Source organism: Halioglobus sp. D3-4, from assembly GCF_055809315.1.
Genome location: NZ_CM147907.1, coordinates 751,545 through 776,579, shown reverse-complemented (window position 1 = coordinate 776,579; position 25,035 = coordinate 751,545). Strand labels below are relative to the sequence as shown.

Annotated in this window: 20 protein-coding genes; 7 read left to right on the top strand and 13 right to left on the bottom strand. The window is 57.7% G+C overall.

The window, feature by feature from the left end:
* Positions 1 to 18: 18 nt before the first annotated feature.
* The 6 genes from AC0L6S_RS03255 to AC0L6S_RS03230 all read right to left on the bottom strand — a co-directional run bounded on the left by AC0L6S_RS03255 (position 19) and on the right by AC0L6S_RS03230 (position 6,207).
* Positions 19 to 1,023 (bottom strand): HupE/UreJ family protein, encoded by a 1,005-nt coding sequence (locus AC0L6S_RS03255; RefSeq protein ID WP_473426990.1) that lies wholly within the window; start codon positions 1,021 to 1,023, stop codon positions 19 to 21.
* On the bottom strand, positions 1,020 to 1,952 hold the full coding sequence (locus AC0L6S_RS03250) for a peptidyl-prolyl cis-trans isomerase (protein WP_473426989.1): 933 nt from the start codon (positions 1,950 to 1,952) through the stop codon (positions 1,020 to 1,022). Before AC0L6S_RS03250 ends, AC0L6S_RS03255 begins: the two co-directional genes overlap by 4 nt.
* Before the next feature lie 81 nt (positions 1,953 to 2,033).
* Positions 2,034 to 2,846, bottom strand: coding sequence for a crotonase/enoyl-CoA hydratase family protein (locus AC0L6S_RS03245; protein WP_473426988.1), 813 nt, complete (start codon positions 2,844 to 2,846; stop codon positions 2,034 to 2,036).
* 37 nt (positions 2,847 to 2,883) lie between these two features.
* Positions 2,884 to 3,441, bottom strand: coding sequence for a nitroreductase family protein (locus AC0L6S_RS03240; RefSeq protein ID WP_473426987.1), 558 nt, complete (start codon positions 3,439 to 3,441; stop codon positions 2,884 to 2,886).
* Positions 3,442 to 3,518: 77 nt separating this feature from the next.
* Positions 3,519 to 4,322: an FkbM family methyltransferase gene (locus AC0L6S_RS03235; protein ID WP_473426986.1), complete on the bottom strand. Its 804-nt coding sequence runs from the start codon at positions 4,320 to 4,322 to the stop codon at positions 3,519 to 3,521.
* A 25-nt stretch (positions 4,323 to 4,347) separates the two neighbouring features.
* A complete protein-coding gene (locus AC0L6S_RS03230) occupies positions 4,348 to 6,207 on the bottom strand; it encodes a beta-ketoacyl synthase (RefSeq protein WP_473426985.1) in 1,860 nt (619 codons plus the stop codon).
* Between the two features lie 125 nt (positions 6,208 to 6,332).
* Between AC0L6S_RS03230 and AC0L6S_RS03225 the strand changes: the two genes are divergently transcribed.
* The 5 genes from AC0L6S_RS03225 (at position 6,333) to AC0L6S_RS03205 (ending at position 14,171) form a co-directional block, all read left to right on the top strand.
* A complete protein-coding gene (locus AC0L6S_RS03225; protein ID WP_473426984.1) occupies positions 6,333 to 7,322 on the top strand; it encodes a GlxA family transcriptional regulator in 990 nt (329 codons plus the stop codon).
* 203 nt (positions 7,323 to 7,525) lie between these two features.
* Positions 7,526 to 8,707, top strand: coding sequence for a thiolase family protein (locus tag AC0L6S_RS03220; protein WP_473426983.1), 1,182 nt, complete (start codon positions 7,526 to 7,528; stop codon positions 8,705 to 8,707).
* Between the two features lie 25 nt (positions 8,708 to 8,732).
* On the top strand, positions 8,733 to 9,845 hold the full coding sequence (gene ribB / locus AC0L6S_RS03215; protein ID WP_473426982.1) for a 3,4-dihydroxy-2-butanone-4-phosphate synthase: 1,113 nt from the start codon (positions 8,733 to 8,735) through the stop codon (positions 9,843 to 9,845).
* A gap of 44 nt (positions 9,846 to 9,889) precedes the next feature.
* The gene (locus tag AC0L6S_RS03210; protein WP_473426981.1) at positions 9,890 to 10,990 is read left to right on the top strand and encodes an efflux RND transporter periplasmic adaptor subunit; all 1,101 of its coding nucleotides are present in this window, start codon (positions 9,890 to 9,892) and stop codon (positions 10,988 to 10,990) included.
* 4 nt (positions 10,991 to 10,994) lie between these two features.
* The gene (locus tag AC0L6S_RS03205) at positions 10,995 to 14,171 is read left to right on the top strand and encodes an efflux RND transporter permease subunit (protein ID WP_473426980.1); all 3,177 of its coding nucleotides are present in this window, start codon (positions 10,995 to 10,997) and stop codon (positions 14,169 to 14,171) included.
* Here AC0L6S_RS03205 and AC0L6S_RS03200 read toward each other — a convergent pair.
* Positions 14,116 to 15,006, bottom strand: coding sequence for a TIGR03619 family F420-dependent LLM class oxidoreductase (locus AC0L6S_RS03200; RefSeq protein WP_473426979.1), 891 nt, complete (start codon positions 15,004 to 15,006; stop codon positions 14,116 to 14,118). The genes AC0L6S_RS03205 and AC0L6S_RS03200 overlap by 56 nt on opposite strands.
* A gap of 221 nt (positions 15,007 to 15,227) precedes the next feature.
* On the opposite strand from AC0L6S_RS03200, the gene AC0L6S_RS03195 reads away from it, so the two are divergent.
* Entirely contained in the window at positions 15,228 to 17,444 is a 2,217-nt protein-coding gene (locus AC0L6S_RS03195) for a molybdopterin-dependent oxidoreductase (protein WP_473426978.1), read from the top strand.
* On the opposite strand, the gene AC0L6S_RS03190 is transcribed toward AC0L6S_RS03195, so the two are convergent.
* On the bottom strand, positions 17,431 to 18,033 hold the full coding sequence (locus tag AC0L6S_RS03190; RefSeq protein ID WP_473426977.1) for a PEP-CTERM sorting domain-containing protein: 603 nt from the start codon (positions 18,031 to 18,033) through the stop codon (positions 17,431 to 17,433). The genes AC0L6S_RS03195 and AC0L6S_RS03190 overlap by 14 nt on opposite strands.
* Before the next feature lie 223 nt (positions 18,034 to 18,256).
* Entirely contained in the window at positions 18,257 to 19,240 is a 984-nt protein-coding gene (locus tag AC0L6S_RS03185; protein WP_473426976.1) for a LysR family transcriptional regulator, read from the bottom strand.
* 97 nt (positions 19,241 to 19,337) lie between these two features.
* Here AC0L6S_RS03185 and AC0L6S_RS03180 point away from each other — a divergent pair, with 97 nt between their 5' ends.
* Positions 19,338 to 19,793 carry a hypothetical protein gene (locus AC0L6S_RS03180; protein WP_473426975.1) on the top strand — a complete coding sequence of 152 codons (456 nt, stop codon included), beginning with the start codon at positions 19,338 to 19,340 and terminating at the stop codon, positions 19,791 to 19,793.
* Positions 19,794 to 19,868: 75 nt separating this feature from the next.
* Here the strand turns inward: AC0L6S_RS03180 and AC0L6S_RS03175 are convergent, their stop codons facing one another.
* The 4 genes from AC0L6S_RS03175 to AC0L6S_RS03160 all read right to left on the bottom strand — a co-directional run bounded on the left by AC0L6S_RS03175 (position 19,869) and on the right by AC0L6S_RS03160 (position 24,979).
* Positions 19,869 to 22,337: a penicillin acylase family protein gene (locus AC0L6S_RS03175; RefSeq protein ID WP_473426974.1), complete on the bottom strand. Its 2,469-nt coding sequence runs from the start codon at positions 22,335 to 22,337 to the stop codon at positions 19,869 to 19,871.
* 252 nt (positions 22,338 to 22,589) lie between these two features.
* Complete coding sequence (locus tag AC0L6S_RS03170; protein ID WP_473426973.1) at positions 22,590 to 23,351, bottom strand: enoyl-CoA hydratase-related protein; 762 nt, start codon at positions 23,349 to 23,351, stop codon at positions 22,590 to 22,592.
* Between the two features lie 16 nt (positions 23,352 to 23,367).
* Positions 23,368 to 24,042 carry a nitroreductase gene (locus AC0L6S_RS03165; protein WP_473426972.1) on the bottom strand — a complete coding sequence of 225 codons (675 nt, stop codon included), beginning with the start codon at positions 24,040 to 24,042 and terminating at the stop codon, positions 23,368 to 23,370.
* Between the two features lie 118 nt (positions 24,043 to 24,160).
* Positions 24,161 to 24,979 carry a crotonase/enoyl-CoA hydratase family protein gene (locus AC0L6S_RS03160; RefSeq protein ID WP_473426971.1) on the bottom strand — a complete coding sequence of 273 codons (819 nt, stop codon included), beginning with the start codon at positions 24,977 to 24,979 and terminating at the stop codon, positions 24,161 to 24,163.
* Positions 24,980 to 25,035 lie beyond the last annotated feature (56 nt).

The following is a 25,035-nucleotide window of genomic DNA, read 5'->3' as shown; positions in this document are numbered from 1 at the left end:
ATCTCCTTCGGGAACCGGTCAGGCCGCCAGAGCCGCCAGCCCGCGCTCGATACACCACATGGCCGACAGAGCCCCTAAAATATAGATGGGCACCGGCAGCAGTCTATCCTGCCACGGCGCCAGTGGACGGCGAATCACGAACCATACCGCCAGTACCACCAGAATAAACGCTATCTGCCCGACTTCAATGCCAACATTGAAAAACAGCAACGCCATCGGCACGTTGTCCTGGGGCAAGCCCGTCTCGGCGAGGGCGCCTGCAAAGCCCATGCCGTGCAACAGGCCAAATCCGCCCGCCAGCCACCAGGGATTGCGCCACAGTGCATCGTGTTTAGCTGTCCGCGTTAACTCCACCGCCAGTATAAATATACTCAGGGCAATAGCGAACTCTACCAGCTCGACCGGATAGTCGAAGAAACCCAGGGTCACCAGCGACAAGGTAATACTGTGGCCGAGGGTAAACGCCGTGATCGTCCACAGCAGGCGGCTGCCACCCCCAACCAACAGCAACAGGCCGAATACAAACAGCAGGTGATCGAAACCTCCCCAGATATGTTCGATACCCAGCCAGGTGTAACTGCCCGCGACATCCCCGGCGGTGGACTCAGCGGGCACAATAAACTCAGACTGCTCCGTATCCAGTACCTGTTGGTAGGCACGACCATCGAGCAGGCTCACCATCACCATCGCAGAGGCCTGGTTCGCGCCCAGCCCCGATACGCCAAGCGTTTCCCCTACCAACCCTTCTTCACCCAGTTGTTCGCATCGCAACTGCCAACTGGTGACAACACCGGTACCTTCGAGCTGGGGCTCACTGGCGCTAGTCACCTCACATGTTTCGGGCCACACCGGGCGCAGTGGCACATTGCTCACGCCCTGTGCCGGCGTCTTCCACACCACGTTGTATTGTAACGGGGCAATTTCCTGCACATTCAACAGGGAGGGCGCAAAGCGGTGCGCCTGAGCACCCTGTACCAAACAGAAACCCAGTATCAGGGCCAACAATATCGGCGTGCTCTTCATTGTCTGATCTCGTAGTGTTGACGCATGGCATCCATGCTCTCGCGCAAGGCGGCCTCTTTCGCCAGTAACTCCAGATCGCGCTGCAACTGTAAGCGGACTTCTTCCACTGTCGCATCCCTGGCGGGCTCGAGTGCCTCGACCCACACATAGTGCAGGCCATAGGTAGAGCGCACCGGTCCCACCCATTGACCCGCCCGGGGGTTTTCCTGTTGCAGATTCTCGACAAATGAGGCGCCAAAATGTCGCGCCAGTTGATCGGGTGTCTGTGAGGTGAACTGATAACCCGGCAGAAATGGCGAGCTCAGCTGTCGGGCCTGCTCGGGTGTGAGATTCTCCTGCTGGATTTTCTCAATAATGGCTTTTGCCTCAGGCTCCCGCTCTCTATTGAAATAGATGTGTTCAAGTGTATAACGCGGAGGACGCCGCAATTCCTCCCGGCGCTTTTCAAATTCAGCGACGATCTCCTCTTCGCTGGGCGCCTGCGGTGGATTACTCGCCAACAGCAGCTGTTCCATGACCTGTATCATGCGGCGTTTTATCACCTCGTCACCGAGGTGCAGTCGCATATCGAGCGCCATTTGGTACAGCTCATCGTCGCTCTTGCCCTCCCCCATCTGCAGGAAGCGCATGTTCATCAACAGACGCTGGTAGACCACGGTATCGTAGAGATAAAGCTCCATCTCAACAGCGCGCTGGAACAGCATATCGCGGTCGAGTTCGGCCTGTACCATTCGCTGCAGTTGTTCGGCCGTCGGCGCTCTGCCGACACTGGCGAACCACTGCTGTTGCAACGACTCGACGCGCGCTTCACTGAGCGGGCCCAGCACCGGACGCGGCGCAGGAAAAAACTCTCCCTGCAAATAGTAGAGCAGGCTACCCAATACAATAAAATGCAGCCACGGCCGGTTGAGCCGGGAAAGAAACTTCATCCTGTATTCTCCAGAAAGCGATTGCCCTGGCGCTTATTGGCAGCACCTTGTGGCTGTCAGCCGTGTCGATCGTTGGTGCAGCTAATCTTCATAAACCGCCCGTGTATTATTCATTTGCGCTTCGATTCCGGCTTGCAAATCCGCCTTGCTCAGCATGCCTGCGTTCCAGGTCGCAATGTAATTTAGCCCCTGTGCGACAGTGTGATCACGCGAATGGAGCAGCATTTCCTTGCTGCCACGCACTGCCAGCGGCGATTTTGCGGCAATAACCCTGGCAATCTTGGTTACCTCACGCATCATGGTTTCGCGAGTATCAAAGACCTTGTTCACTAAGCCCAGTTCGCGCGCTTCCTCAGCATCCATATCGCGCCCGGTGTAGGCCAGTTCCCGCACTATGCCATCGGGAATAAGCTTTGGTAGTCGCTGCAATGTACCCACATCTGCAGTCATCCCAATATCGATTTCGCGGATGGAGAAATAGGCATCCTCCGTGGCATAGCGCATATCCGCACAGCAGGTCATATCGACACCGCCACCGATACAGGTCTTATGGATGGCCGCCAGGACCGGTACGCGACAATTCTCGATCGCAGTGAGATTCCCCTGTAGGCGCAGGATAGTGCGTCGCAACTGTTCTGCGCGCCGAGCGGGATCGCTGGAGTTACCTGCTTCATTCGCGAAGACGGCCAGATCCATCCCGGCGCAGAAATGCTTGCCATTTCCCGCCAGTATTACTGCGCGTACGGAGGGCTCCTGGTCGAGCCACTCAAAACAGCGCTGCAGTTCATCCCACATCGTGTCGTTCATGGAGTTGGCCTTGTCGGGCCGGTTCAACGATACAGTTGCAACGTGTTGTTCAATTGACAGATCGAGAGTCTCAAAACTCGGGAGCATGGCGTGTTCTCCGATAATTAATGACGGTGGGCGAATACTACCAAGCTGTTACGAAGTCGGCAGTATCCAGTTGAGGAATTGTCTTGGCAGGCCCCAGCCGGGAACCGATATACAGAAAACCGATGACCTCTTCATTCTCTGCAAGGCCGAGCCCATTCATTACATGGCGATCAAACGCCGGAGCACCCGTGCGCCAGATAGCCGCATAACCGGATGCTTCCACCGCCAACACAATCGCGTGAGCTGCACAGGCCGCGGATAAGCGCTGCTCCTGCGCCGGCACTTTCGGGTGTGGGGAAACAGAGGCGATCACGACAACGAGCAATGGCGCTCGCAGCGGGGCATTGCTTGCCTTGGTGCGCGCTGCTTCATCGGCATCGGGCGTGCGCAACAGCAATGAGGATTCCAGCAGCTCGCCAAATGCATGACGGCGCTCCCCCTCAATAGTGAGGAATCGCCAGGGCCGCATCCAGGCGTGATCGGGAACGCGCAGCGCCGCTCGAAATATTTCCGTCATCTCCGCAGGAGACGGTGCCGGGGCCTGTAACTTTGGCGAGGAATTACGCTGCTGCAGAAACTGCAGAATTTCATTCATAGACACGTACTGTCAAAAATTTTGTGCCACAATCATACCAGCATTTTCAAACTGTGTAGCGCCCTGAGCGCAGCGGGTCAGATACCCGGCCCTACCAGGATATTCATAAACCCCCGGGAATCTGGCACCTGATCCCAGTTGTCACACCACGCCATCAGATCCTGCGCTGTGCTGGCATACAAATTGTGTTCAATATGATCGATAATCCAGAACGGCTGCTGCAGCATCGCTAGCAGTGTTATCAGCGCCCGACCAGTGGCACCGGCCTGGCGCAGCGAGTGCGGCGTCAGCTCGATAATGATTCTGGGGGGGTGCTGCAACCGCGTTAGCAGCGGCATCAAACCGGTGATGACGTGAAATTCCGACCCCTGGGTATCAACCTTCAGTAAATCCAGCCGCCGCAGGCGGTGCTGTAGGTAATCGCTACCGTGATAGAGGGTGATCGGTACGCTGGGCCGGTCGTCCTCGCCCACGTACACCTGATGGTCACCGAGGTTGTCATCGGCCAGGAAAAGTCGCCCCTCGCCCGCGGTGTCGGAGAGTGCGCCCTGCACCGCATGAATACAGTGTTGCTGATGATTGAGCGCAGCATTGGTCTGCAGCAGTCGAAAGTTATCCGCATCCGGTTCGAATGCAAAAACAGCACCCGCGTCACCGACTGCGCTCGCCGCAAGCACAGAAAAATAACCGATGTTCGCCCCCACATCGACGAATACATCACCTGGGCGCAGGAATTCCAGCACTAGCGAGGTTTCATACGGTTCCCATAGCCCATCCTCGAGAATGCGCTTGGAAACGAACTGATCTCGCGCATGGACATGCATATGCAGCGGCTGTGACAGGTCGGGAATTTGCAGGGCGACTATAGTGTTTTGGTTCAATGCAGGGACCTGTTAACAAATGGATTCAGTCAAATTTCATATCGCCGTAAGGTGATTCGCGGTCGAGGCGAACTTCCTGGCCGCCGATACTGAGCAATTGCGTATCCATTGCAATATCGCTGTCATGCAGCACGCCGTGATCAAACCTGTAGACCGGTGCAATAGTACCCTCAATCATCTCGTCATCGTAGGCCTGTTGTCGTGCGCGCACAGTCTCATTTGCCCGCTCCCACCGCTGCCACTGCACAGACGAGTAACGCGCCTGCAACATGCGCGTTGTAGCCTGCGGACTCATCAGCGCCGCCGACGCATTATTGCCGCCAAATCCCTTGGAATTGATGATCGCATAGTACTGCTGCTGCGGATCTACCTCGCGGTGACGATGACTGAATGCCAGATTGTCCTGATGGACATCGGCGGCAATGTTATCGGTAGTGGTGATGCCCGGCAGAATGCCGTGCTGCCACAGCCCCAGCGTAGTGATCAGTTGATCACCCGCCGCCGCGCCGATGGAGTGGCCCAGATAACACTTCGCCGCCACCACAGGCCAGGCCTCAATGCCAAAAGCCTGTGCAGTACGACTGAGTATCTCCGATTCCGTGACCCGGTTCTGCGGCGTGCCTGTACCATGTGCCTGCACCAGTCCGCCACTGCGCAGCGCCCTGTCGCCCACAATGGCGCGAACGGCCGCAGTCGCTTTGGCCATGGTGATGTAATTGCCGACACCGGGGCCGGAGATGGACTTCTTGTGTCCATCGGCATTCACAAACACATCGGCGGCCGCACCAAAGATCGTAGCGCCTAACTCCATCGCGAGCTCGTCATCGAACAACACGACCATCTGTGACGATTCGGCGATGGTGAATCCGCAGTTCTGCGCAAACGGGCGACAGGCGCGGCGAAAATCGGGCGCCTCTTCATTGCTGAGGCCGTCGAGCTGGCGCAGGCCTTTTTCCGTGGCCAGTGCGCCCATGGCAGCGTAACCCTCCATGATTTCCGGAGTGATGGGTGCTTCCGCAGCACCGATAAAAGCAACGCGCGCACGGCCACTACGGATATCGTCGATGCCGTTGCGCAGGTTATACAGAAACGAGGCACAGGCACCGAGACTGGCTCCCGTTGACCCAAGGCTGCCCAGCACATACGCGTTGATAAAATCGGCCGGCATTTCAGCGAAGCTCAAAGGACAATATTTGGATGTCACGCGCAGACCGTTATAGCGTGACTTGAGCATACCGCCTGCGCCGGCGGCGTCCAGCTGTCCCATTGCACTGCCAGCGTAGACACTGATCTGGTCCACCGCCACCCGACGGGTGACATCCTCCCAATCCAGACCGAGGCTACCGAGTGCATCGGACGCCGCATAGATCGTCATCTGCAGCCCGCGCGGGTGATTGCGCGATGGGTACAACTTGCCCGGCTCAAAACCGGTCGGCAACTGGCCCGCCGACTTCACCTCGAATGCTCGTTTGGTCGGCAGTAGAAACGCCTGCTGGCCGGTAATCTGCACACTGACATGTGTTACCGAATTATCTATCACTTGCCAGTGCGGCGGAATGACATCCGGAAGATACCTGCGTTCCAGATCAAAATGCACGGGCTGATCGTCGTTCTGCATGGGCAGCCGCTGATTCCAGTCAACGGCATCGACATCAAAGTGACTGGCCTCGATCCGCCTGATCAGCGTGTGATCAAGTATGTACTGCTCATGGGATTGCCCAGTCTCAAGGCCCATCATCGTAGTCAGTGCTGCCAAAGTGCGACTGCGCTGCGCGTCGGACTGAGCCGACCAGGTCATCCTGGTATAGGCATGATGCCCCGAACTCCTGCCGGCGGCATTCACGCCTCCAAATCCCACAATCACCGGTAAACGCTGTCCGCCCATACATCCTCTGCCTTGCCGTTAGTCAAACCTGAAAACAGTGTATGACGCCGACCCTACTTCGAGCATGTCATTTAAGCCACTTTTTATGGTATTTTAGCCACAACGACAGCCAGTTAGAAAACGCCATGCATATCGCCGCCGCTGTGCTCTACCCACAAGCTCTGGCTACCAGCATTACGCTGCCGATGGAAATCCTGCAGGCTGCTAGTCAAATGGCGCAGGTGCACGCGCGCAATTCGGCCAGAGTGCGCTTCCTGCTGGCGGCGCCGACCTGCACGGATATGGCCCTCGGCAGCGGGATAGTCCTAAAGCCCGATATCGCCCTCGCTGATCTGCCCCCGCTGGATATGTTGTTACTGCCCGCCATCTGGCGCAACCCGCTACCCGCAGTCAAGGCCTCGCGCGATTGGGCTGACCTACTGCGAGAGCAGGCCGACCGGGGTACTCGTATCTGTAGCGTCGGCACTGGCAGCTACCTGCTGGCAGAGGCAGGCCTGTTACAGGGCAAAGCCGCCACGACTCACTGGAACTACTTTGAGGCCTTCAGCAAACGCTATCCCGCGGTCGACCTGAAAACCCGTCACCTGATTACGCAGAGCGACAACATTTACTGCGCCGGCAGCGTGAACTCCATCGCTGACCTGATGGTACATCTAGTGGAAGAGTGGTTCGGCAGCGCCATTGCCAAAGCGATCGAGAATCAGTTTTCACCAGAAATTCGGCGCAGCTTCCGCGCCGCCGCATATCAGAATGAAGCGGACAGTTCGCACCACGACGAGGCCGTCGCGCAGGTCCAGCAGTGGCTGCAGGTGCACCTGTCCACCCCCATCTCCGTGGCCCAATTGGCTGAGCAATCAGGGTTGAGTGCGCGCACATTGAGTCGCCGCTTCAAGCGCGCCACCGGAATGGCGCCGCTGAATTACCTGCAGAGCTTGCGTATCGCCAGCGCGAAAGACTTACTGCGCCACAGCAACCTGACGGTGGGCGACATTGCCTGGCAAATCGGTATTGCGGATGTGAGCTACTTTTCCCAACTATTTCGTCGTCACTGCGGTATGAGCCCTCTGCAATATCGCAACGCTGTTCGCGGCAAACTGTTCGCGCCCGATGTGTAGCGCTAGCAAGACGACGCCTCAGCCTTGAGAAAAAGGGTGGTGTGTGGCTAAATTAGCGCCCCTTTTTCTGACGATTGCAACGCGTCCAGGCGCTTGCAACGCCTGCAGACAACAGCAACATGCGGTTTTGTTTGAGGCTAGTCTACCTATCACAGGGATGCCTGCCACAGGACTAACGCATAAGCGCGCAATGGAGTTCATACATGAGCAATGATTCAGTAGTTATCGTAAACGGTGCCCGCACACCTATGGGCGGCCTGCTCGGCGCCCTGTCCACAGTACCTGCACCCGAGCTGGCGTCCACGGCGATTGCCGCAACACTGGAACGCAGTGGCCTGGATGCCAGCGACGTCGACGAGGTATTCATGGGCTGTGTACTGCCGGCGGGACTGAAACAATGCCCGGCGCGCCAGGCGGCTATCGGCGCTGGCATTCCCAAATCGGCCGGCGCAGTCACCGTCAACAAGGCCTGCGGCAGCGGCATGCAAGCTGCAATATTTGCCTATGACAGCATTGTTGCTGGTACGAATACCACCGTCATTGCCGGTGGCATGGAAAGTATGAGCCGCGCACCACACATGCTGCCAGGCGCTCGCGGTGGTGTTGGTTCCGGCCACAAGAGTATGGTTGATCACATGTTTACCGACGGTCTTGAGGATGCCTATACTGGTCGCGCCATGGGCAGCTTTGCACAGGAAACGGTGGATCAGCGTGGCATCACGCGGGAGCAGATGGACGCTTTCGCGATTGAATCACTGACCCGCGCCAAACGTGCGATTGACGATGGTTCACTGCAGGCGGAGATCGCCCCGGTGACAGTCAAAACACGCAAGGGCGAAACCGTCGTCAGCGACGACGAGCAGCCGCATAAAGCCGTTATCGACAAAATCCCCAAACTGCGCCCGGCCTTCGCAGCCGATGGCAGTATTACTGCGGCCAATTCCAGCTCCATTTCAGACGGCGCCAGCGCACTGCTGTTGATGAGCGCCTCACAGGCTCAGGCCAAAGGCCTGAAACCGATGGCGCGAATGCTCGCTCATGCCCGGCACAGCCAGGAGCCGGGGGAATTCACCACGGCCCCCATCGGTGCAGTCAAAAAAGTACTCGACAAGACAGGCTGGACTGCCGCCAATGTAGACCTGTTCGAAATCAATGAGGCCTTCGCGATGGTCACGATGATGGCGATAGAGGACCTGCAGCTCGATCCTGCCAAAGTCAACGTCAACGGCGGCGCCTGTGCCCAGGGCCATCCCATTGGGTCCAGCGGCTCACGCATCGTGGTCACACTGATGCATGCCTTACAGCAACGCGGCCTCAAACGCGGTATCGCGGCACTGTGTATCGGAGGCGGAGAAGCCACCGCTGTCGCCATAGAACTGCTATAGTAACGCCCCACCCGGAGGCAGCATCATGGCTTTGAGTAGTGTTCCCGATATCCTCGATGATATCCGTGCCGGCAAGATGGTTATCCTGATGGATGACGAGGATCGCGAGAATGAGGGCGACCTCATTGTCGCCGCCGAAGCCGTTACACCCGAGATCATCACCTTCTTCTCCAGTGAAGCCTGCGGGCTGATCTGTATGCCGATCACAGTGGAGCGCGCCAGGCAGTTACAACTTCCCCTGATGGTGCGCGATAACCGCTCACAGCACGAAACAAATTTCACCGTCTCGATCGATGCTGCGCAGCGCAACGGGCCTGGCATCAGTTCGGTACAGCGTGCGCACACCGTGCTGCAGGCCGTCGCCGCGAATGCCCAACCGGCCGACATCGTGCAGCCCGGTCACATCTTTCCGCTTGTGGCCAAGCCCGGTGGCGTACTGCGCCGCGCTGGCCATACAGAAGCAGGCGTTGATCTCGCGCGCATGGCAGGCTTCGAACCGGCTGCACTGATCGTGGAGATTATGAATGAAGACGGCACCATGGCCCGGCGTCCGGAGCTGGAAGTGTTTGCCGAGAAACACGATCTGCGCATGGGCACCATCGCAGACCTGATTCAATACCGCGCACTGCACGAGCAATCTGTCGAACTGCGCGACAGTAAGCCGGTGCAGACAGAGTTTGGCCATTTCGAGCTGCATACCTTCCTCGATCTGATCGATGACACCGTACACTACGCACTGACACGCGGCTCAATCGACGATCAACTTGAAACACTGGTGCGTGTGCAGACTATTAACACCCTGCGCGATGTCCTTGGCACCTGCCTCGAGGGCGACCAGGGTTGGTCCTACCGGCGGGCGATGCAACTGATTGCGGAAAAAGACAACGGTGTGATGGTGCTAATCGGACAACACCTCTCGGCTCAACAGCAACTGGAGGAAGTGCTGCAGTTTCCGGAGCCCTCCGGTGTGACCAACACAGGCAGCTCTGCCGGCGTGCAGAACTACCGCGTTATTGGCACAGGCTCGCAAATTCTCAAACGGCTGGGCGTCGGCAAGATGCGCCTGCTGTCTGCTCCAGTGCATTTCAATGCGCTGTCCGGGTTCAATCTTGAGGTAACGGATTTCATACAACCCTGAGTAATCTGTATACTCCGCGTTCACCGTTAGATCAGGTACCAAGCGTGACCGTATTTACATTCTCAACGCGCCGGGTCGTAGCAATGCTACTGACTGCGACCGGCGTTCTTGTCTCAACATTTGCAGTTTCGCAGCCCGGCCAGGGCGTCCCCGTCCGCGTCGATGTCGTCGCAGAACAACCCATTCAGCGGATTATAGAACTGACCGGAACGGTGATGTCGCCGCGTTTCGCGCGTCTTTCCGCCGCAACCGCCGGGTTGGTCACAGACCTACAGGTGGACGTTGGGAGCCAGGTCAAAAAAGACGATCTACTGATGGAGCTCGACCGGGTGCTGGCACAGAGTCAGTGGCAAAGTGCAGTAGCCGGCTCGGACATTGCGCGTCTCGCTGCGAAGGACGCTGAACGTCGCCTGCAGGAAGCACGTGCGCTTATCCCGCAGAAGAGCATCGCTGAATCTGCGGTGCGCGATCTGGAAGCTGAAGTCGCGCAGGATGCCGCAGACCTGCAACGCGCAAGGGCCGAAACGGCGTACGCCAAAGGTGTGCTTGACAGGCATCAACTGCGCGCGCCCTTCAGCGGCGTGGTCAGCGCGAAAGAAACGGAGCTCGGCGAATGGGTCACGCCGGGGCAACCTGTGCTGACGCTGGTCGCCACACAGGGTCTGTACATGGATTTCCCCGTGTCAGAAGACTATCTGATGGATGTCTCGCTGGAGACGCCGGTAACCTATAACCTCGGCGATAACTCGCGCGATGCCAGACCGGGTGTCATCACGACCACTGTTCCCGTCACTGATCCGGGCGCGCGCACCTTTCTCCTGCGTGTGCAACCTGGCGCTGCCGATCCACGTATGTTTCCGGGGATGTCCGCGCGCGCGCAGTTGACACTGGCGACCGGCCGTCGTGGCCTGACGGTGCCGCGTGACGCCATATTAAATTATCCGGATGGGCGCGTGGTCGTATGGGTGATAACTGAGGATGCCGACGGCGCCAGAGTGACTGAGACACTGGTGAAAACCGGCGTTGTGTTCGATGGCAGGGTCGAGATTATCGAGGGCCTCACAGCCAATGCGCGAGTCGTTGTGCAGGGCAATGAGGCCTTACAGAATGACCAGCAGGTAAGCATCCTCCCGGGACGGAGCTAACGCCATGTTCGGGAAAATTATACAGCGCGGCACATTGATGACCGTCACGGTATTGATCGTCTGCGTGCTGGGCATCGTCGCAGCCCTGCGGATTCCGGTGCAGATGATCCCCGATCTGGATGTACGTGTAATCAGTATACGCACCAACTGGCCCGGTGCGACACCGCAAGACGTCGAGAAGGAAATCCTGGTGGAGCAGGAGGAATACCTGCGCAGCCTGCCCAACCTATCGCGTATCGTCGGCACCGCGAACAGCGGCGGCGCGCAGATTGAATTGGAATTCCCGCTCGGCACTGACATCACACAAATGCTGATTCAGGTGAACAACGCGCTCAGCCAGGTGCCCTCCTACCCCGAAGCTGTCGACGAACCGCGCATCTTCTCCAACTCGTTTTCCAGCAACGCGTTCATGTTTTTCAGCGTCACCCCGCTGCCTGGAAATCCGCGCCACCTCGATATGGGGCTCACGCTGGACTTTGTGGAGGATACCGTGAAACCGCGGCTGGCCAGTGTTGCCGGCATCTCTGAAGTCAGTGTCTGGGGCGGTGTCGAGCGCCAGATACAAATACTCGTCGACCCTGCGCGTCTGGCGCAGCGTGGACTGACCCTGCTCGACGTACGCGAATCGCTGCGCAGCCGCAACCGCGACCGCTCCGGGGGCACTATCGATGCGGGTAAACGGCAGTACCTGCTCCGCACTGTCGGTCGATTTGACGAACTCGATGAACTCTCCTCGCTGGTCCTCGCGCGCCGCGGCGATACCGTCATCCGCCTCTCCGATGTCGCAGTGGTTCATCTTGATCATTTCGAAGAGAGCGTGGTGACCTCGTTCAATGGCAAGCCACACCTTTTCATTATGCTGCGCAAGCAACCCGGCGCGAATGTTATCGATGCCAAGCGCGATATTACGCTGGAGGTCGCGGCGCTGAATCGCGAAGTGCTGGAACAGGCCGGCCTACAGATCGAGCGTATGGCGGACGACGTGGTGTATGTGGAGGAGTCCATCGCCAATGTCTGGCAAAACCTTGTCCTCGGCGCGCTGCTCGCCACCGCCGTGATGTACCTCTTCCTGCGCTCGTTCCGGGTGACGCTAGCCGGTGTGGCCGGCATACCGATCTGTGTGATCGTAGCCTTTCTCGGCCTGCTACTGGCCGGGCGCACCATTAATGTCATTTCACTGGCGGGGATTGCCTTCGCCATTGGCATGACATTGGATAACAGTATTGTGGTGCTGGAGAGTATCGCAATGGAGCGGCGCAAGGGCGCCGACCGGTTCCGGGCAGCAGTCGATGGCGTGACACAGGTATGGCCCGCTGTGTTTGCCTCGACCCTGACCACGGTGCTGGTGTTTGTGCCGGTGGCCTTCGTCGAGCAGGAGGCCGGGCAGCTCTACTCCGATATCGCCATCGCCATTTCCGCCGCCATTCTGGCTTCCATGCTGGTGGCGGTAACCGTGCTGCCGACGGCCGCCGCGCGCCTCAGTTTTGCCGCTGCCGACATCCCGGGCGCGGATAGCGCACCCGGTATGCATCTGGGCAGGCGCGCCCATAAGGCCACATTGCGGATGGTAGCCGGTGTCCTGTCCAGCCAGCGCAGCCGATTGCTGTGCATCGGCGTAACGGTCTTTCTCAGTGCTGCGGTGATGTGGTGGCTGACACCCGCAGCGGAGTATCTCCCCGAGGGCGAGGAACCCAAAGTATTCGCCTCTATGAATGCGCCGCCTGGCTACAGTCTGGATGCCATGGCGGAGATTGCAGTCGAGATAGAAAGCTGGCTGTTGCCACATGTGCAGGCTGATCCCGAGGCGTTTCGCAGTGGGCAAACCAATGTACCGCCGATCGCCTATTTCAATATGCGTGTCGGCGCCGACTCTATGCGCATTATTTCCGAACCACTGGAGGCGGCAAATGTCGACGCGCTAATGGACGCGCTGACCGAGAAATATAACGAATATCCGGGAATGCGCGCATTTGCGGCACGCGGTTCCATTATCACCAGCAACAACGGTGGTACGCGCAGCATCAACCTCGATATTGCCGGCACGGATCTCGCCACTCTCTATGAGGTCGCGCAGGCCGCCTACCAGCGCGCCGGTGAAATCTTCGACAAACCGCGCATACAGAGCCAGCCAGCCTCACTGTCGCTGGCGCAGCCGATGATAGAAATTCACCCGCGCTGGGAGCGCGTCGCGGAACTCGGTCTGTCGGGGGACGATATCGGCTTCATCGTATCGGCGCTGACAGACGGCAGTTATGTCGATGAGTTCTTCCTGGCCGACGACAAGATCGACATCTACCTATACAGTGAATCGGGCCGCGACGTAGAGCTGGACAAACTGTCGCAATTACCGGTGTACACGCCCGGCGGCGAGGTGCTCCCGCTGGGCGCGCTGACCGACATTGTCGAAAGCGTGGATACCAACTCGCTGCGGCGCGTCAACGGCCGCCGCACGGTCACCCTGAATATTATTCCGCCGCGTGAAATCGCACTGGAGACCGGGGTCGAAAAGGTACGGCAGGAGCTGGTGGAGCACTTGCGTGAAAAAGGCGAGATACCCGCCAATGTCGATGTGGTGATCTCTGGCGCCGCCGACCAGCTGGATGCCACCCGCGAAGCCCTGGTCAGCAACTACATGGTCGCACTGCTGGTGATTTACCTGTTGATGGTTGCGATCTTCAGTCACTGGGGCTATCCGCTGTTGATCATGACCTCCATTCCGCTGGGTATCGCAGGCGGCATCGTGGGCCTGTCACTGCTCAACGGCATTGGCGGCCTGCTACCGGTTGTGGGCTTGAATGCCGTCGTACAGCCCTTCGATATGATCTCGATGTTGGGCTTCCTGATCCTGATGGGCACGGTGGTGAACAATCCCATCCTGGTTGTGCACCGGGCGGTGCAAAACATAGATAACGGCGGCATGGATGCCGTCGCCGCTGTCACCGAAGCCGTAGAGGTACGCCTGCGCCCCATTGCGATGTCGACCATCACTACTCTGGTGGGCCTGGCACCGCTGGTTTTGCTACCTGGCGCGGGTACCGAGCTCTACCGCGGCGTCGGCGCCATCGTCATGTTCGGCATCGTCGGCGCCGCGCTGGTGACATTGACCATGTTACCTGCGCTGACGGTTATCGTCCTGCAGCTGCGCGATAAGGCTGTACCACGTTCTCCGCATACCAGTTGATCATGCCGATTTTCTCTTCCACTGACTGCGTATCAGGCTCGGCATCGTAGGGGTTGCGGAACGCGATAATCACCTCGGTCACCCCCGCATCGACGAGATTTTTCAGGCCGTCTACCGAATAGGCGGCCTCGGTCATCGCATGGTATTCGAACGGGATCTTGTCACGTCCGCACTCCTTGCGCAGGGTTTCAATCTGGCCAATCATACGCTGTAAATCCGCGATCGAGGACCCGGCTGAAATCCAGCCATCGCCCAATTGCGCAGCGCGGCGCAATGCGGGTTTGGCATGCCCCCCTACCAGCAAGGGAATATGGTGATCGGGCACCGGACAGAGCTTGATCTCATCGAGCTGAAAGATTTCACCGTCGTAACCGAAATACTCTCCGCTCATTAATCCATTGACGATTTCCATCATCTCGTCCATGCGCTTACCGCGCTTCTCCCACGGAATCTGCGAGGCGAGAAAATCCTCCGGCCATGGACTGATACCCACACCGAAACCAAATCTGTCCCCAATCATCACGCCGAGACTGGACAACTGTTTGGCGACGATCACGGGTTGGCGAATCGCCAGTTTCACCACCGACGTGGTAAAACGCAGCTTCTCCGTTTTCGCGGCCAGATAGGGTATCGCGATAAAAGGCTCAATAAACGGTACGCCATCGAGAAATTCTCGCGTGCCGTCATCGTTGTAGGGATAGACATCGGAACCTTCTTTGGGGTAACAGATGCTATCGGGGAAGGTGAAAGTATCGAAACCGGCGGCCTCGGCGGCTAGCGCCAGAGGCAGGTACTGATCGGGTGGACACATGGTTGCGTGATAGGCGAATTTCATAGTTATCGTTGCTCCGGTCAATGGATGTTATTAACGGTGATTACGCTGGCCAGCGCTCAATAGATCACACCGTACGCCCTCCGCAGGAAAGAAACAGTACCTGTAAGGTCAAATTCCTGTACTTACCGCGTCTTTAGTCGGCATGCGCGGTTGCACGCATGCGGATCGGTTCAGCTATTATCAAGCTTACCTCTCTGCACGGCACACAGGATGAGATCGTTATGACAACTGAAACTATCTATCGAAGCTGTCCAACCTGCGAGGCCAGTTGCGGGTTGATCATGGAAGTTGACCGCGAACACAAGGAAATTATTTCGATAAAAGGTGATCCGGATAATCATCGCTCCCGCGGTTATGTCTGCGCCAAGTCCCAGGCCTTTCGTTACATCTACGAAGACCGGGAACGCCTGACCAGCCCGGTGAAAAAGGTGGATGGGCAGTGGCAGGAGATAACATGGGAAGAGGCGCTTGCAGAGACCGCCGCGCGACTCGCCGCTATCCGTGACCGGTACGGCAAAGACGCTATTGCGATGTACTATGGCAACCCCAACGGCCACAACTTCAGCACCCAGATATACACACAGATGTTTATCACCCTGTTGAACACCGAACGGTTTTTCTCGGCTGGCTCGGTGGATCAGCAACCGAAAAACCTGAGCTGTGAATTGCTTTATGGCAACGGCTGGGTGTTCCCCATTCCAGACATAGATCACACCGACTTTTTTGTCTGCATGGGCGGCAACCCCATGGTCTCGCAGGGCTCACTGATGTCTGCGCCGGACATTGAGAATCGTCTTAGAGGCGTGCAACAGCGCGGAGGCAAAGTGGTGGTGATCGATCCAAGACGCACTGAAACCGCCGATATAGCAGATCAGCACCTGTTCGTACGCCCCGGCGCAGATGCCTTCCTGTTGATGGCGTTTGTGCACGAGCTGTTCGCCACAGAGCGTGTTACTCCCGGTAAGCTGGTGGCGTTCACAGATGGTATCGACACACTCGAGTCACTGAGTGCGCCGTATACCCCCGAAGCAGTCGCGGCCATCACCGGCGTCCCGGCTGAGCGCCTGCGCCAGCTAGTGGATGATTTCTGCAACGCCGACGCGCCCGTACTGTACGGGCGTATCGGGTTGTGTACCCAGCAATTCGGCACCCTCGCCTCCTGGCTGGTCGATGTCGTGAACATACTGACCGGGCGCCTCGATGCACGCGGTGGCGCGATGTTTCCGCGCCCTGCGACGGCGCACAATGATCCGGCTCCAGCACCACCCGAACTGGGCTACAATCGCTGGCAGTCGAAGGCGCGCGGATTCCCTGAATACATGGGTATGCTGCCTGCGTCACTGATGGCAGAAGAAATGGAGTTACAAGGTGAACACCAGGTCCGCGCGCTGATAACTGTTGCGGGAAACCCGGTACTCAGCGTGCCCAACGGCAAACGCATTCATGCCGCTATGGAGCAGCTGGATTTTGTCGTTGCGTTCGACTTCTATATCAACGAGACCACCAGTGGGGCCGACATCATTATCCCCTCAACGACACAGCTGGAACACAGCAACTACGATTTCATGTTTACCTCGACCTGCGTGCGTAACTTTGCACAGTACTCGCCACAGACATTTGATGCGCCAGCGGGTGCGCTGGACCAGTACCAGATTCTCAATGAAGTGACCGCCCGCATGAACGGCATGACGCGGGCCGACCTCGAAGGTATGATGCTGGACGGCCTGATTGACCAGCTGCAGGCCAACGCGCCTGATCTGGACCACCTGTCTGCCGACGATATCAGACAGAAAACGGCCGAGCATCAGGGACCTGAACGCCTGTTGGACATCATGCTGCGCGCGGGGCCCTACGGCGACAAGTTCAGTGGTGACGGCCTGACACTGGCACAACTCAAAACAATGCCACACGGTATCGACCTCGGACCACTGCAACCGCGTTTGCCGGCGTTACTGGCCACTGCAAATAAACGTATCGATATCGCGCCCGATGTAATCACCCGCGACATTCCCCGGCTGCAGACTGCGTTGGAGAAAGGCCCGGGGTCGCAGTTGCTGCTGATCGGCCGCAGACATATTCGCGACATGAACTCTTGGTTACACAACCTGAACAACTATGCGCGCGGCAAGAACCGCTGCACCCTGCTAGTCAACACAGAGGATGCCGCGCGCATAGGACTCGTGGATTCAGGCCGGGCAAAAATCACCTCCCGGGTAGGTGAGTTCGAAGCGGAAGTCGCCGTCAGCGACAGCATTATGCCGGGCGTGGTCAGCCTGCCCCACGGCTTCGGCCACACCTATCGCAATACCCGGCAATCTGTGGCCACCAAGCTGACACCCGGCGTCTCGGCCAATGACCTGGTGGATGATAACGAGATGGATAGGCCTTCCGGCACCAGTGTGGTCAACGGCGTTCCGGTGACGGTCACCGCACTTTAAATCGATAGCGCAGCGAATGTGCCACCTGACGGGTGCGGACTGTCTCGCAGCGCCGCGAGCCATCAATGTGGCACCGCGCCGGTCTTCTGTAAAAGCACAACGCGACCAGACCCAATCCCAATAGCACAAGAGATGCCGGTTCCGGTACTTGTGCTGTACCGGCATCGGCAAATGTGAGTTGGAAGAATGTATCCCTGTCAAACGGCAATCCATACCAGTTGAACATCAGGGAATCACCGCTAGAAGTAAATCGTGTGTCCTGCCATGCGGCCAGATTGGTGGTCACGTCAAAGTCGGACAACGCTGTATCAATGTCACTGATCACCAGGCCGTTGAATGTGCCCCAACTCCAGGTATCGACGCTACTGAAGCCGACGAACACGGATAGATCATCGATATTCACGTAATAGTGCGGGGAGACGTGCACGGCATCTCCAACACCATCAGCGACCGATACATCAGTCGGTGTATAAACCTCCGTGCCCAGCGTAGACCAGTTATGGGCGACATGAACAGTGTCGCCGATCAGCCCCGCGTTAGCCGCGCTTGCAGACAGCACTAGGGCTAGACAGGACAGAAAATTCTTCATTGTGTTCTCCATGGGGCCTGCTTACATCGACAATATCGCATTGATTGCGCTCTGCCATTTCTGATCTCCTTTTTAAGCAAGCACTTTTTGAGCCAAGCAATCATGGCATTGACTTATTTAACATTTTCTATTCGAGTGCTAAGACACTGTAAAGATAACTGACACCATCTCCTGGTCAACGTTATGGACTGCACGCTGCCCGCTGTCGACGCTGTAAATCTACTCAAGAGGAACGCTTACGTCTGCGCGGCATTTTTGCGGCCGCCGGTGTTGGCTCGCTGACCAGCCCGAAGTCGCCTCGGGCAAACAATTCGGCATCCGCCAACGCGCGCTCGGCGATAAAATCAAAGGTGGTACGAATGCGTGCGCTGTAGCGCAATTCCTCGTGCGTAACCAACCACAAGTCTATCGGCGAAGCATTGTACTGGGGAAGTACGCGCGTCAACTTGCCTGTCATTGTCGCCCAGCGATGCGAGAGCAAACCGATGCCAAACCCTGCCTTCACTGCGGCCATCTGTGCGGTAGGGCTGTTGCTGACATAGGTGTACTCACCCGGCAGTGGTTCGGAGAAAGGCAGGCTCTCGAACAGCTGATCCCGGTTGCCTGGTGTCCGCAGCCCTACACGCTGGTGTGCTGCGAGGTCCTCCAGTTCATGCAGCGGCGGCGCGTTATCGAGGTAGGACGGACTGGCGTATAGCCCGAACCCCACAGTCACCAGTTTGCGCGCAATCAACTGTGCCTGCTCCGGCTGACCGAGTCGCAACGCGATGTCTGCCTCGCGATGGAGCAGATCCAGCGCACGGCTGTCTATCTGGACATTGAGTACAATTTCCGGGTACTCGCGGTGAAAATCGCGCAATACCGGAGTCAGCCACTCCGTGCCCGTCCCCTCTGTTGCGGAAATCGTTACCTCACCGCGCAGCGCTGTGGACTGCGCCTGGAGGTTCCGCTCAATCGCCAGCATTTCGATTTCCATCCGGCGGGCACTTTCCAGAATCGCCTTACCGGCGTCCGTCAGTTGCATGCGTCGGCCCGCACGCACAAACAGCGGTGTACCAAAGCGGTTTTCCATTGCGGACAGGCGCCGCCCGACCGTCGGTTGGGTCAGCCCGAGATGCTCTGCGGCCCCAACCAGACTGCCCCAATCGAAGATCGCCAGAAACAGACGGATGTCTGCCCAATCACGTAGAGGATCATAACCATGCATTTACGCATGGTAACTATATATAAATAGAATATCTATACGTTTGTGAACAGAGTAATGTAACTGCTGAGAGTCAGCTGAGCTGTTAGGAGAAACGACTATGCGAACCCAACGGATGATGATTGCCTCAATAGCCGTAATAGCAATGACGGCCTTGCTTTGGCAGGCCCGGGCGACGGCGCAAACACTCGGAGACTTCCAGCCTCCGGTGGTGCGACAGGCGCAGTGGGCACTGCAGCGGGAGAATCCCGAGCGCGCCCTCGCGCTACTGGAGAGCCGCACTGCGGAACTGCGCCGTTGGCGCGCACAGGCCCAGGGTGATGCTCTGGTCTGCCAGGCCTACTTTCAGATAGGGGATTACCACCGTGCCGAGCAGGCCTGTGATCGGGCATACCTCGCTGCCAGCGAGGCGAATGCGCAGTATCTGTACAACCGCGGGGTGATGCGGTTGCTGCTCGGCCGCATCAATGAGGGGGTTGCAGACCTTAAAAAAGTCTCTGCAATGAATGCACAGGTACCGGTCGCAACGGCCGATTTTGCAATAGCGGGACGCTAGCAGCCGCCCCGCCCGTTGGGGTAACAACACGACCCGGAGCGCCCCCCAAGCACCGTAAAAACGGGACCGTCAACGCTATTCAGAAATCGTCTGGCGACTGATTTCCTGCGCGTCCCGGTCCGCTTCACAAAATGCCATGTCAATCCAGCCACCCCTTGAGTACAACTCGGTTGCATCGGCATAGTGCGCTGAGGCGGGATCGGTTGACTGAGAATACGTGAGTATTGCAAAGGCATCCGGGCAATCACTCTGATCCCAGGTAACGGCCTGAATATAGCTGTTGCCATGGCGGATACCAGAGTACCCCTCACCATCGACCAGGTTCGAGGTAATCACGCTAAACATCATGTCACTGGAGCCACCGTGTATGGGGATGCGCTCGCCATTCTTCTCCACAAACTGTACTTCGCCCCACGGCGCATCCAGTTCAACGCCCGCGTCCGCCAACGTATTTACCGCTGTCTCCAGCGCACTGCGTACTGCGGCAACGACCGCAGGATCTGAATCGTTGAGATCACGCGGTGTATTCACCGGGTCGGCGGGATCGAAGGGGGTGGCCCAGAGGTTGGGTGTCGAACGCAGGGCCTTCCATAACTCGGTAAAAATATGCCCGCCTACACTGTCCACCCGATGGGTGCGATCCCAGCCACCGAGCACATTGCAGGCATATTGCGTCATCGAAATCGTCCCTGGCGTACTCTCCTCATCATCTGCGCGGCAGATGGTGAGCACGTCGTCCATCACCAGTTCGGCGGTATAGTTGGTGGCGTTGTAGAGCAACTGACGGATATTATCTACATTGAAGCCGCCAGTACCCAGCCCGTCATCCCCGGCCAGGCGAAGTTCGGCCTGCGAGAAAGTCGCTCGGGTACGGCGGCTCTGTTCTATACGTTCCTCGCCTATTATCGGAGGGAAACCCTCCAGCAACATGCGCGGATTCGACAACCAGTAGCTGTCATTGGCATTTGCACCGTACTCGCGTGTCTCCAGTTTCGGCAGATTGTCATATCCGAAGATACCGGGAACTGTGCCCTCGTCACTGCCGGCTGCACAACTAGAATCGGAACCGTCCAGGGTGAGGAACCCAAAGTCAGTCACTGACGACTGTAACAAGCCACGCACGCAGTTGTTGGTCTGGCTGGTTGTGATATGAGGTGTCACCGAGATATCGCCATAGAATGCGTCGCCGTGACGATCTGCAGCGATGGTGTTCACCCAGGGTATACCGAGGCTGCGCAGCGCCGTTTTAAACTCACCGAGGTCTTCCGCTTTGCCCATATTGATCCACTGGTCTAGACCCCGCAGGTTCTCCAGGTTGGCGTCGAAATAGGTCAGTACCGAGCCATTGATCGTAGGCCACCCGTCCAGCAAGCTGTTGACTCCGCCGAGATTAATAATCGCGCCGTAGTGAGAGAAGTAAAAAGTGTGTTCGACTGTCTCCAAATCGCCACCTTGACCGGGACGCTGGGCGCTGACGGTCTCGCTGGTGATCTCCTGGAACTCTCCGTCATACAGATACTCCAGCGGGTTATCTGGATTCAGTTCCAACTCGTAGAAATTAAACCGCGAGGCGGTGCTGACAGTGTGCGACCACGCGAGATCGCGGTTAAACCCGATCACGGGCGCGGGTAGACCGCCAAGAGCGGCGCCCATCACATCGTATTCATCCCCCAGTGTGACGTGAAACATGAAAAAACGCTGCGGGCCCTGCCATGGGAAATGCGGGTTGCCAAACAGAATACCCATCCCGGTTTGCGAAGCCTCTGCGCCCACGCCGTAGGCATTACTGCCCAACGCACCTCCCTTGGGCAGTGCGATTGCGGCATCAAATTGCGCCTGACTGAGATTTGCCGCTATCAATGCATCCGAAGTCATGTCTTCAGGGATATCTATCTGTGCCATCTGAGCACTGGGTTCGGCGGCGACAATGTAATCCGTCAACGGCAGCGCACTACCGTACAGGATGGCCCTGTGCACCAGGCGCACCACATCCTCCAGAGCGATCTCGCGCACCCAGGGCGCATCGCGGCAACCCTCGTCGCCCTCGGCCAGGTTATCGACACCAGTTTCAGCCAGATAGCGATTGATGCCCGCCGCATAGCCAGTGAGGTTCTCGACGATGTAGTCCGGCAAATCCTCCTCAATCATTCGGGCGACACGCTGGTCACTGTTGTAGAGTTTCATCACAAAGTCCGAGTTCAGATCACCCTCGTCATCGAGATAGCGCGCAGACTCACCCGCGGCGCGCACATACTCCTGCATCACAGTGCAGAAATTCTCGCGCGCATAGGCATAACCGACACCATAACCGGCGCTGCCGTAGTCCTCGGCGGTGATATGCGGTATGCCGTATTCCGTCCACACGATGTCAGCGGCGTAACCGCTGGGATTGCTGGGATTGCTGGGATTGCTGGGATTGCTGGGGCTGTTATCGCTACCATCGTTGCCGTTGTGGTTACCAGAGCCGAACTCGCAGGCCGAGAGCATCAATGCCAAGAGTGAACCACCGAAAAGGTGCTTCCAGCTGGAAGTCATGGAATTCATCAACTACCTCTATAATTATATTTACGGACGGGATTATCATCGCTTGAGGCCGAAGTGTACCTCATCGGCGACCATCCCAAAAGACAGTGCGTGCGGCGGCAGTGGCTCAGTCTAAAAGTGCTACGGTCACGTCGCTCAAACCAACCTCTGCGACGTTCAAACTGAGCCCCTACCCTTGCGGGGTACTGCCGGATTGACTGTCACCGTTCGTGTGACGTGATGCATGGTCTGCCGATAGTGTGCTAAGTGGTATTACTTCCTGAACACCGGCGGGCGCTTCTCCATGAACGCCGTAATGGCTTCAATGTTTTCCGCAGACCCGACCTGACGCGCCATTGCGGCCTGCTCTGCCTCGATCGCTTTATCGATGGCGGGCAGGTGATGCAGGCGCAGTGTGCGCTTGATTTCACGCAGCGAATTCACCGGCCACTGGGCAATTTCGCGCGCCTTTGCCAGCGCGTGTTCAAACAGGTCGGAATCGGGCAACACCGCCGCAGCTATGCCGCTGTTAAACGCTTTGTCAGCGTCGACCCACTGCGCAGTATAAAACAGCTCAGCTGCGCGCTGCGCGCCGATGTTGGCCTGCAGCATGTAACTGCTGCCCCACTCCGGCACTAACCCGAGGTTGGCAAAGGGCAGGCGCATACGCAGGCTGTTGCCGACGTAGACAATATCCGCGTGGAACAGTACAGTTGCGCCGCCACCGACTGCCACGCCCTGCGCCGCCGCCACCATCGGCTTGTCGAACTCGACCACGGCGCGCGCAGCGGATTCGAACGGGTGTTCCTCGCCCTCTCCCACATCGCCAAAACTGGCGAGGTCTACACCGGAACAAAAGTTCTCGCCAGCACCACACAGCAGCAGACATACCACATCATCATCCAGTGCGGCAGCGCGAAACGTCTCGCGCAGATCTATCCACATCTGCGTGTTGATCGCATTCTTCTTCTCGGGGCGATTGAGGGTGACAACGAGCACGCCGTCACAGTTGTCGGAAGTAACAAAATCGGTCATGTGAGTACCTGTAGTTTCAGGAATGAAACGTTACGCCGTCAGAGACACCGGCGCGATCGGTGACACAGGCGTTGACGGGGTCATCGGGTTCCGGGTAGCCGAAGGAGATACCAAATAGCAGCTTGTTACTATCCGCTATACCGAGTTGTTCGCGCACATAATCGGCCTGGAAGCCCAGTGCTGTCTGCGGGCAACTGCCGAGCCCGCAGGCGGTGAACGTCAGCATCAGGGTCTGGGCGTACATGCCCAGATCCGCCGCCTCGCGCAAACCAAACGGCTCTGGCAAAAAGAGGAAGGCCACATGCGGTGCGTCGAAGAAAGTAAAATTACGCATAAACTGCTCATGGCGCCTGGCTTTGTCTTCACGGGCAATACCGGCTGCATCGTACAGCGACTGCGCTGCGCCGTACTGGCGCTCTTTATAGACCCCTTCATAAACGCCGTCATAGGGGAAATCCATGCTGATATTCCCCGCTACGAAACGCTCTGGCATAGCTGCTCTCAGCGTGTTGAGTCTCTCGCCGGACACCACATGCACCACCCACGGCTGGGTGTTGCAGTTACTTGGTGCGCGTTGCGACACAGAAAATATCCTGTGCAGTGTCTCTTCATCCACACTCTGCGGCAGAAATGCGCGCAGTGAACGGCGTGAAGCGACAATCTCATCAAATACTTCAGCTTTGCTGGGCATGGATACACTCATGTTGTTCACAGGACGGCTAGCCTAACAAAAATCCCGATCGTTTTGCGCTCCAGTTTGGACACAGCACACAGCAAAACGCCCGGGATCAGAATATCCGGTATCGTATTTACTGCCCAGTGAAATTGGCTTTGCGTTTTTCCTTGAACGCTCGCATCCCTTCTTTCGCATCGGCAGACGCGAAAACCGGATTGGCCAGTTCATCTGACAGCAGCATCGCGTCCGCCTCTTTCACATCTGTCTGGATTTCACGCAACGAACGCGTGATCGCCTTCAGCGCCAACGGGCCCGTCTCACAGATCTGGGCGGCAATTTCCTTGGCCCGAGTCAGCGTCTGGCCCTTGGGCACAACGTGATTGACAAGCCCCCAGTCGAGCGCTTCCTGCGCCGTCACATGGCGGCCCAGCAGCAGTATTTCCGCGGCGAGGCAATACGGGATTTGACGGGGCAGACGGATACTGGAACCGGCCATCGGGTAGAGCCCGCGCGCGACTTCGGTAACACCAAACGTCGCATCTTCAGCGGCGACCCGAATATCGGTGCCAGCCAGAATTTCGGTACCGCCGGCCAAGGCATACCCTTCCACCGCCAGGATCAGGGGCTTATTCGGGCGGTTGTCACGCAGCAGCGCCTGCCAGTGTACATTGGGAACTTTGCCCATGACTTCCATAAACTCGCCGGTAGAGCGTTGATCACCGTCGGCTCCAGCCTTGAGGTCCATCCCCGCGGAAAAGGTATCACCATTGGCTGTCAGGATGGCACACATCAGGCTGTCGTCCTCATCGAGTCGGCGCCAGGCCTTGTACATGCCCAGCAGCATTTCGGGGCTAAACGCGTTTTTGGCCTCGGGGCGGTTGAGGGTGACGATGAGGACTTTGCCCTCTTGTTCTACGGTGCAGTTCTTGGTGCTGATATCGAGTTCTGGCATGGTGGCTACCTTGTTTACTATTAGTGTATTGCAGGGTGTTTGTGTGTCTGGTCTGG

What these genes read in the sequence shown, in the direction of transcription:
- AC0L6S_RS03255 (WP_473426990.1), bottom strand. Translation starts at nt 1,023, where the DNA reads ATGAAGAGCACGCCGATATTGTTGGCCCTGATACTGGGTTTCTGTTTG.
- AC0L6S_RS03250 (WP_473426989.1), bottom strand. Translation starts at nt 1,952, where the DNA reads ATGAAGTTTCTTTCCCGGCTCAACCGGCCGTGGCTGCATTTTATTGTA.
- AC0L6S_RS03245 (WP_473426988.1), bottom strand. Translation starts at nt 2,846, where the DNA reads ATGCTCCCGAGTTTTGAGACTCTCGATCTGTCAATTGAACAACACGTT.
- AC0L6S_RS03240 (WP_473426987.1), bottom strand. Translation starts at nt 3,441, where the DNA reads ATGAATGAAATTCTGCAGTTTCTGCAGCAGCGTAATTCCTCGCCAAAG.
- AC0L6S_RS03230 (WP_473426985.1), bottom strand. Translation starts at nt 6,207, where the DNA reads ATGGGCGGACAGCGTTTACCGGTGATTGTGGGATTTGGAGGCGTGAAT.
- AC0L6S_RS03225 (WP_473426984.1), top strand. Translation starts at nt 6,333, where the DNA reads ATGCATATCGCCGCCGCTGTGCTCTACCCACAAGCTCTGGCTACCAGC.
- AC0L6S_RS03220 (WP_473426983.1), top strand. Translation starts at nt 7,526, where the DNA reads ATGAGCAATGATTCAGTAGTTATCGTAAACGGTGCCCGCACACCTATG.
- ribB (WP_473426982.1), top strand. Translation starts at nt 8,733, where the DNA reads ATGGCTTTGAGTAGTGTTCCCGATATCCTCGATGATATCCGTGCCGGC.
- AC0L6S_RS03205 (WP_473426980.1), top strand. Translation starts at nt 10,995, where the DNA reads ATGTTCGGGAAAATTATACAGCGCGGCACATTGATGACCGTCACGGTA.
- AC0L6S_RS03200 (WP_473426979.1), bottom strand. Translation starts at nt 15,006, where the DNA reads ATGAAATTCGCCTATCACGCAACCATGTGTCCACCCGATCAGTACCTG.
- AC0L6S_RS03195 (WP_473426978.1), top strand. Translation starts at nt 15,228, where the DNA reads ATGACAACTGAAACTATCTATCGAAGCTGTCCAACCTGCGAGGCCAGT.
- AC0L6S_RS03190 (WP_473426977.1), bottom strand. Translation starts at nt 18,033, where the DNA reads ATGAAGAATTTTCTGTCCTGTCTAGCCCTAGTGCTGTCTGCAAGCGCG.
- AC0L6S_RS03185 (WP_473426976.1), bottom strand. Translation starts at nt 19,240, where the DNA reads ATGCATGGTTATGATCCTCTACGTGATTGGGCAGACATCCGTCTGTTT.
- AC0L6S_RS03180 (WP_473426975.1), top strand. Translation starts at nt 19,338, where the DNA reads ATGCGAACCCAACGGATGATGATTGCCTCAATAGCCGTAATAGCAATG.
- AC0L6S_RS03175 (WP_473426974.1), bottom strand. Translation starts at nt 22,337, where the DNA reads ATGAATTCCATGACTTCCAGCTGGAAGCACCTTTTCGGTGGTTCACTC.
- AC0L6S_RS03170 (WP_473426973.1), bottom strand. Translation starts at nt 23,351, where the DNA reads ATGACCGATTTTGTTACTTCCGACAACTGTGACGGCGTGCTCGTTGTC.
- AC0L6S_RS03165 (WP_473426972.1), bottom strand. Translation starts at nt 24,042, where the DNA reads ATGCCCAGCAAAGCTGAAGTATTTGATGAGATTGTCGCTTCACGCCGT.
- AC0L6S_RS03160 (WP_473426971.1), bottom strand. Translation starts at nt 24,979, where the DNA reads ATGCCAGAACTCGATATCAGCACCAAGAACTGCACCGTAGAACAAGAG.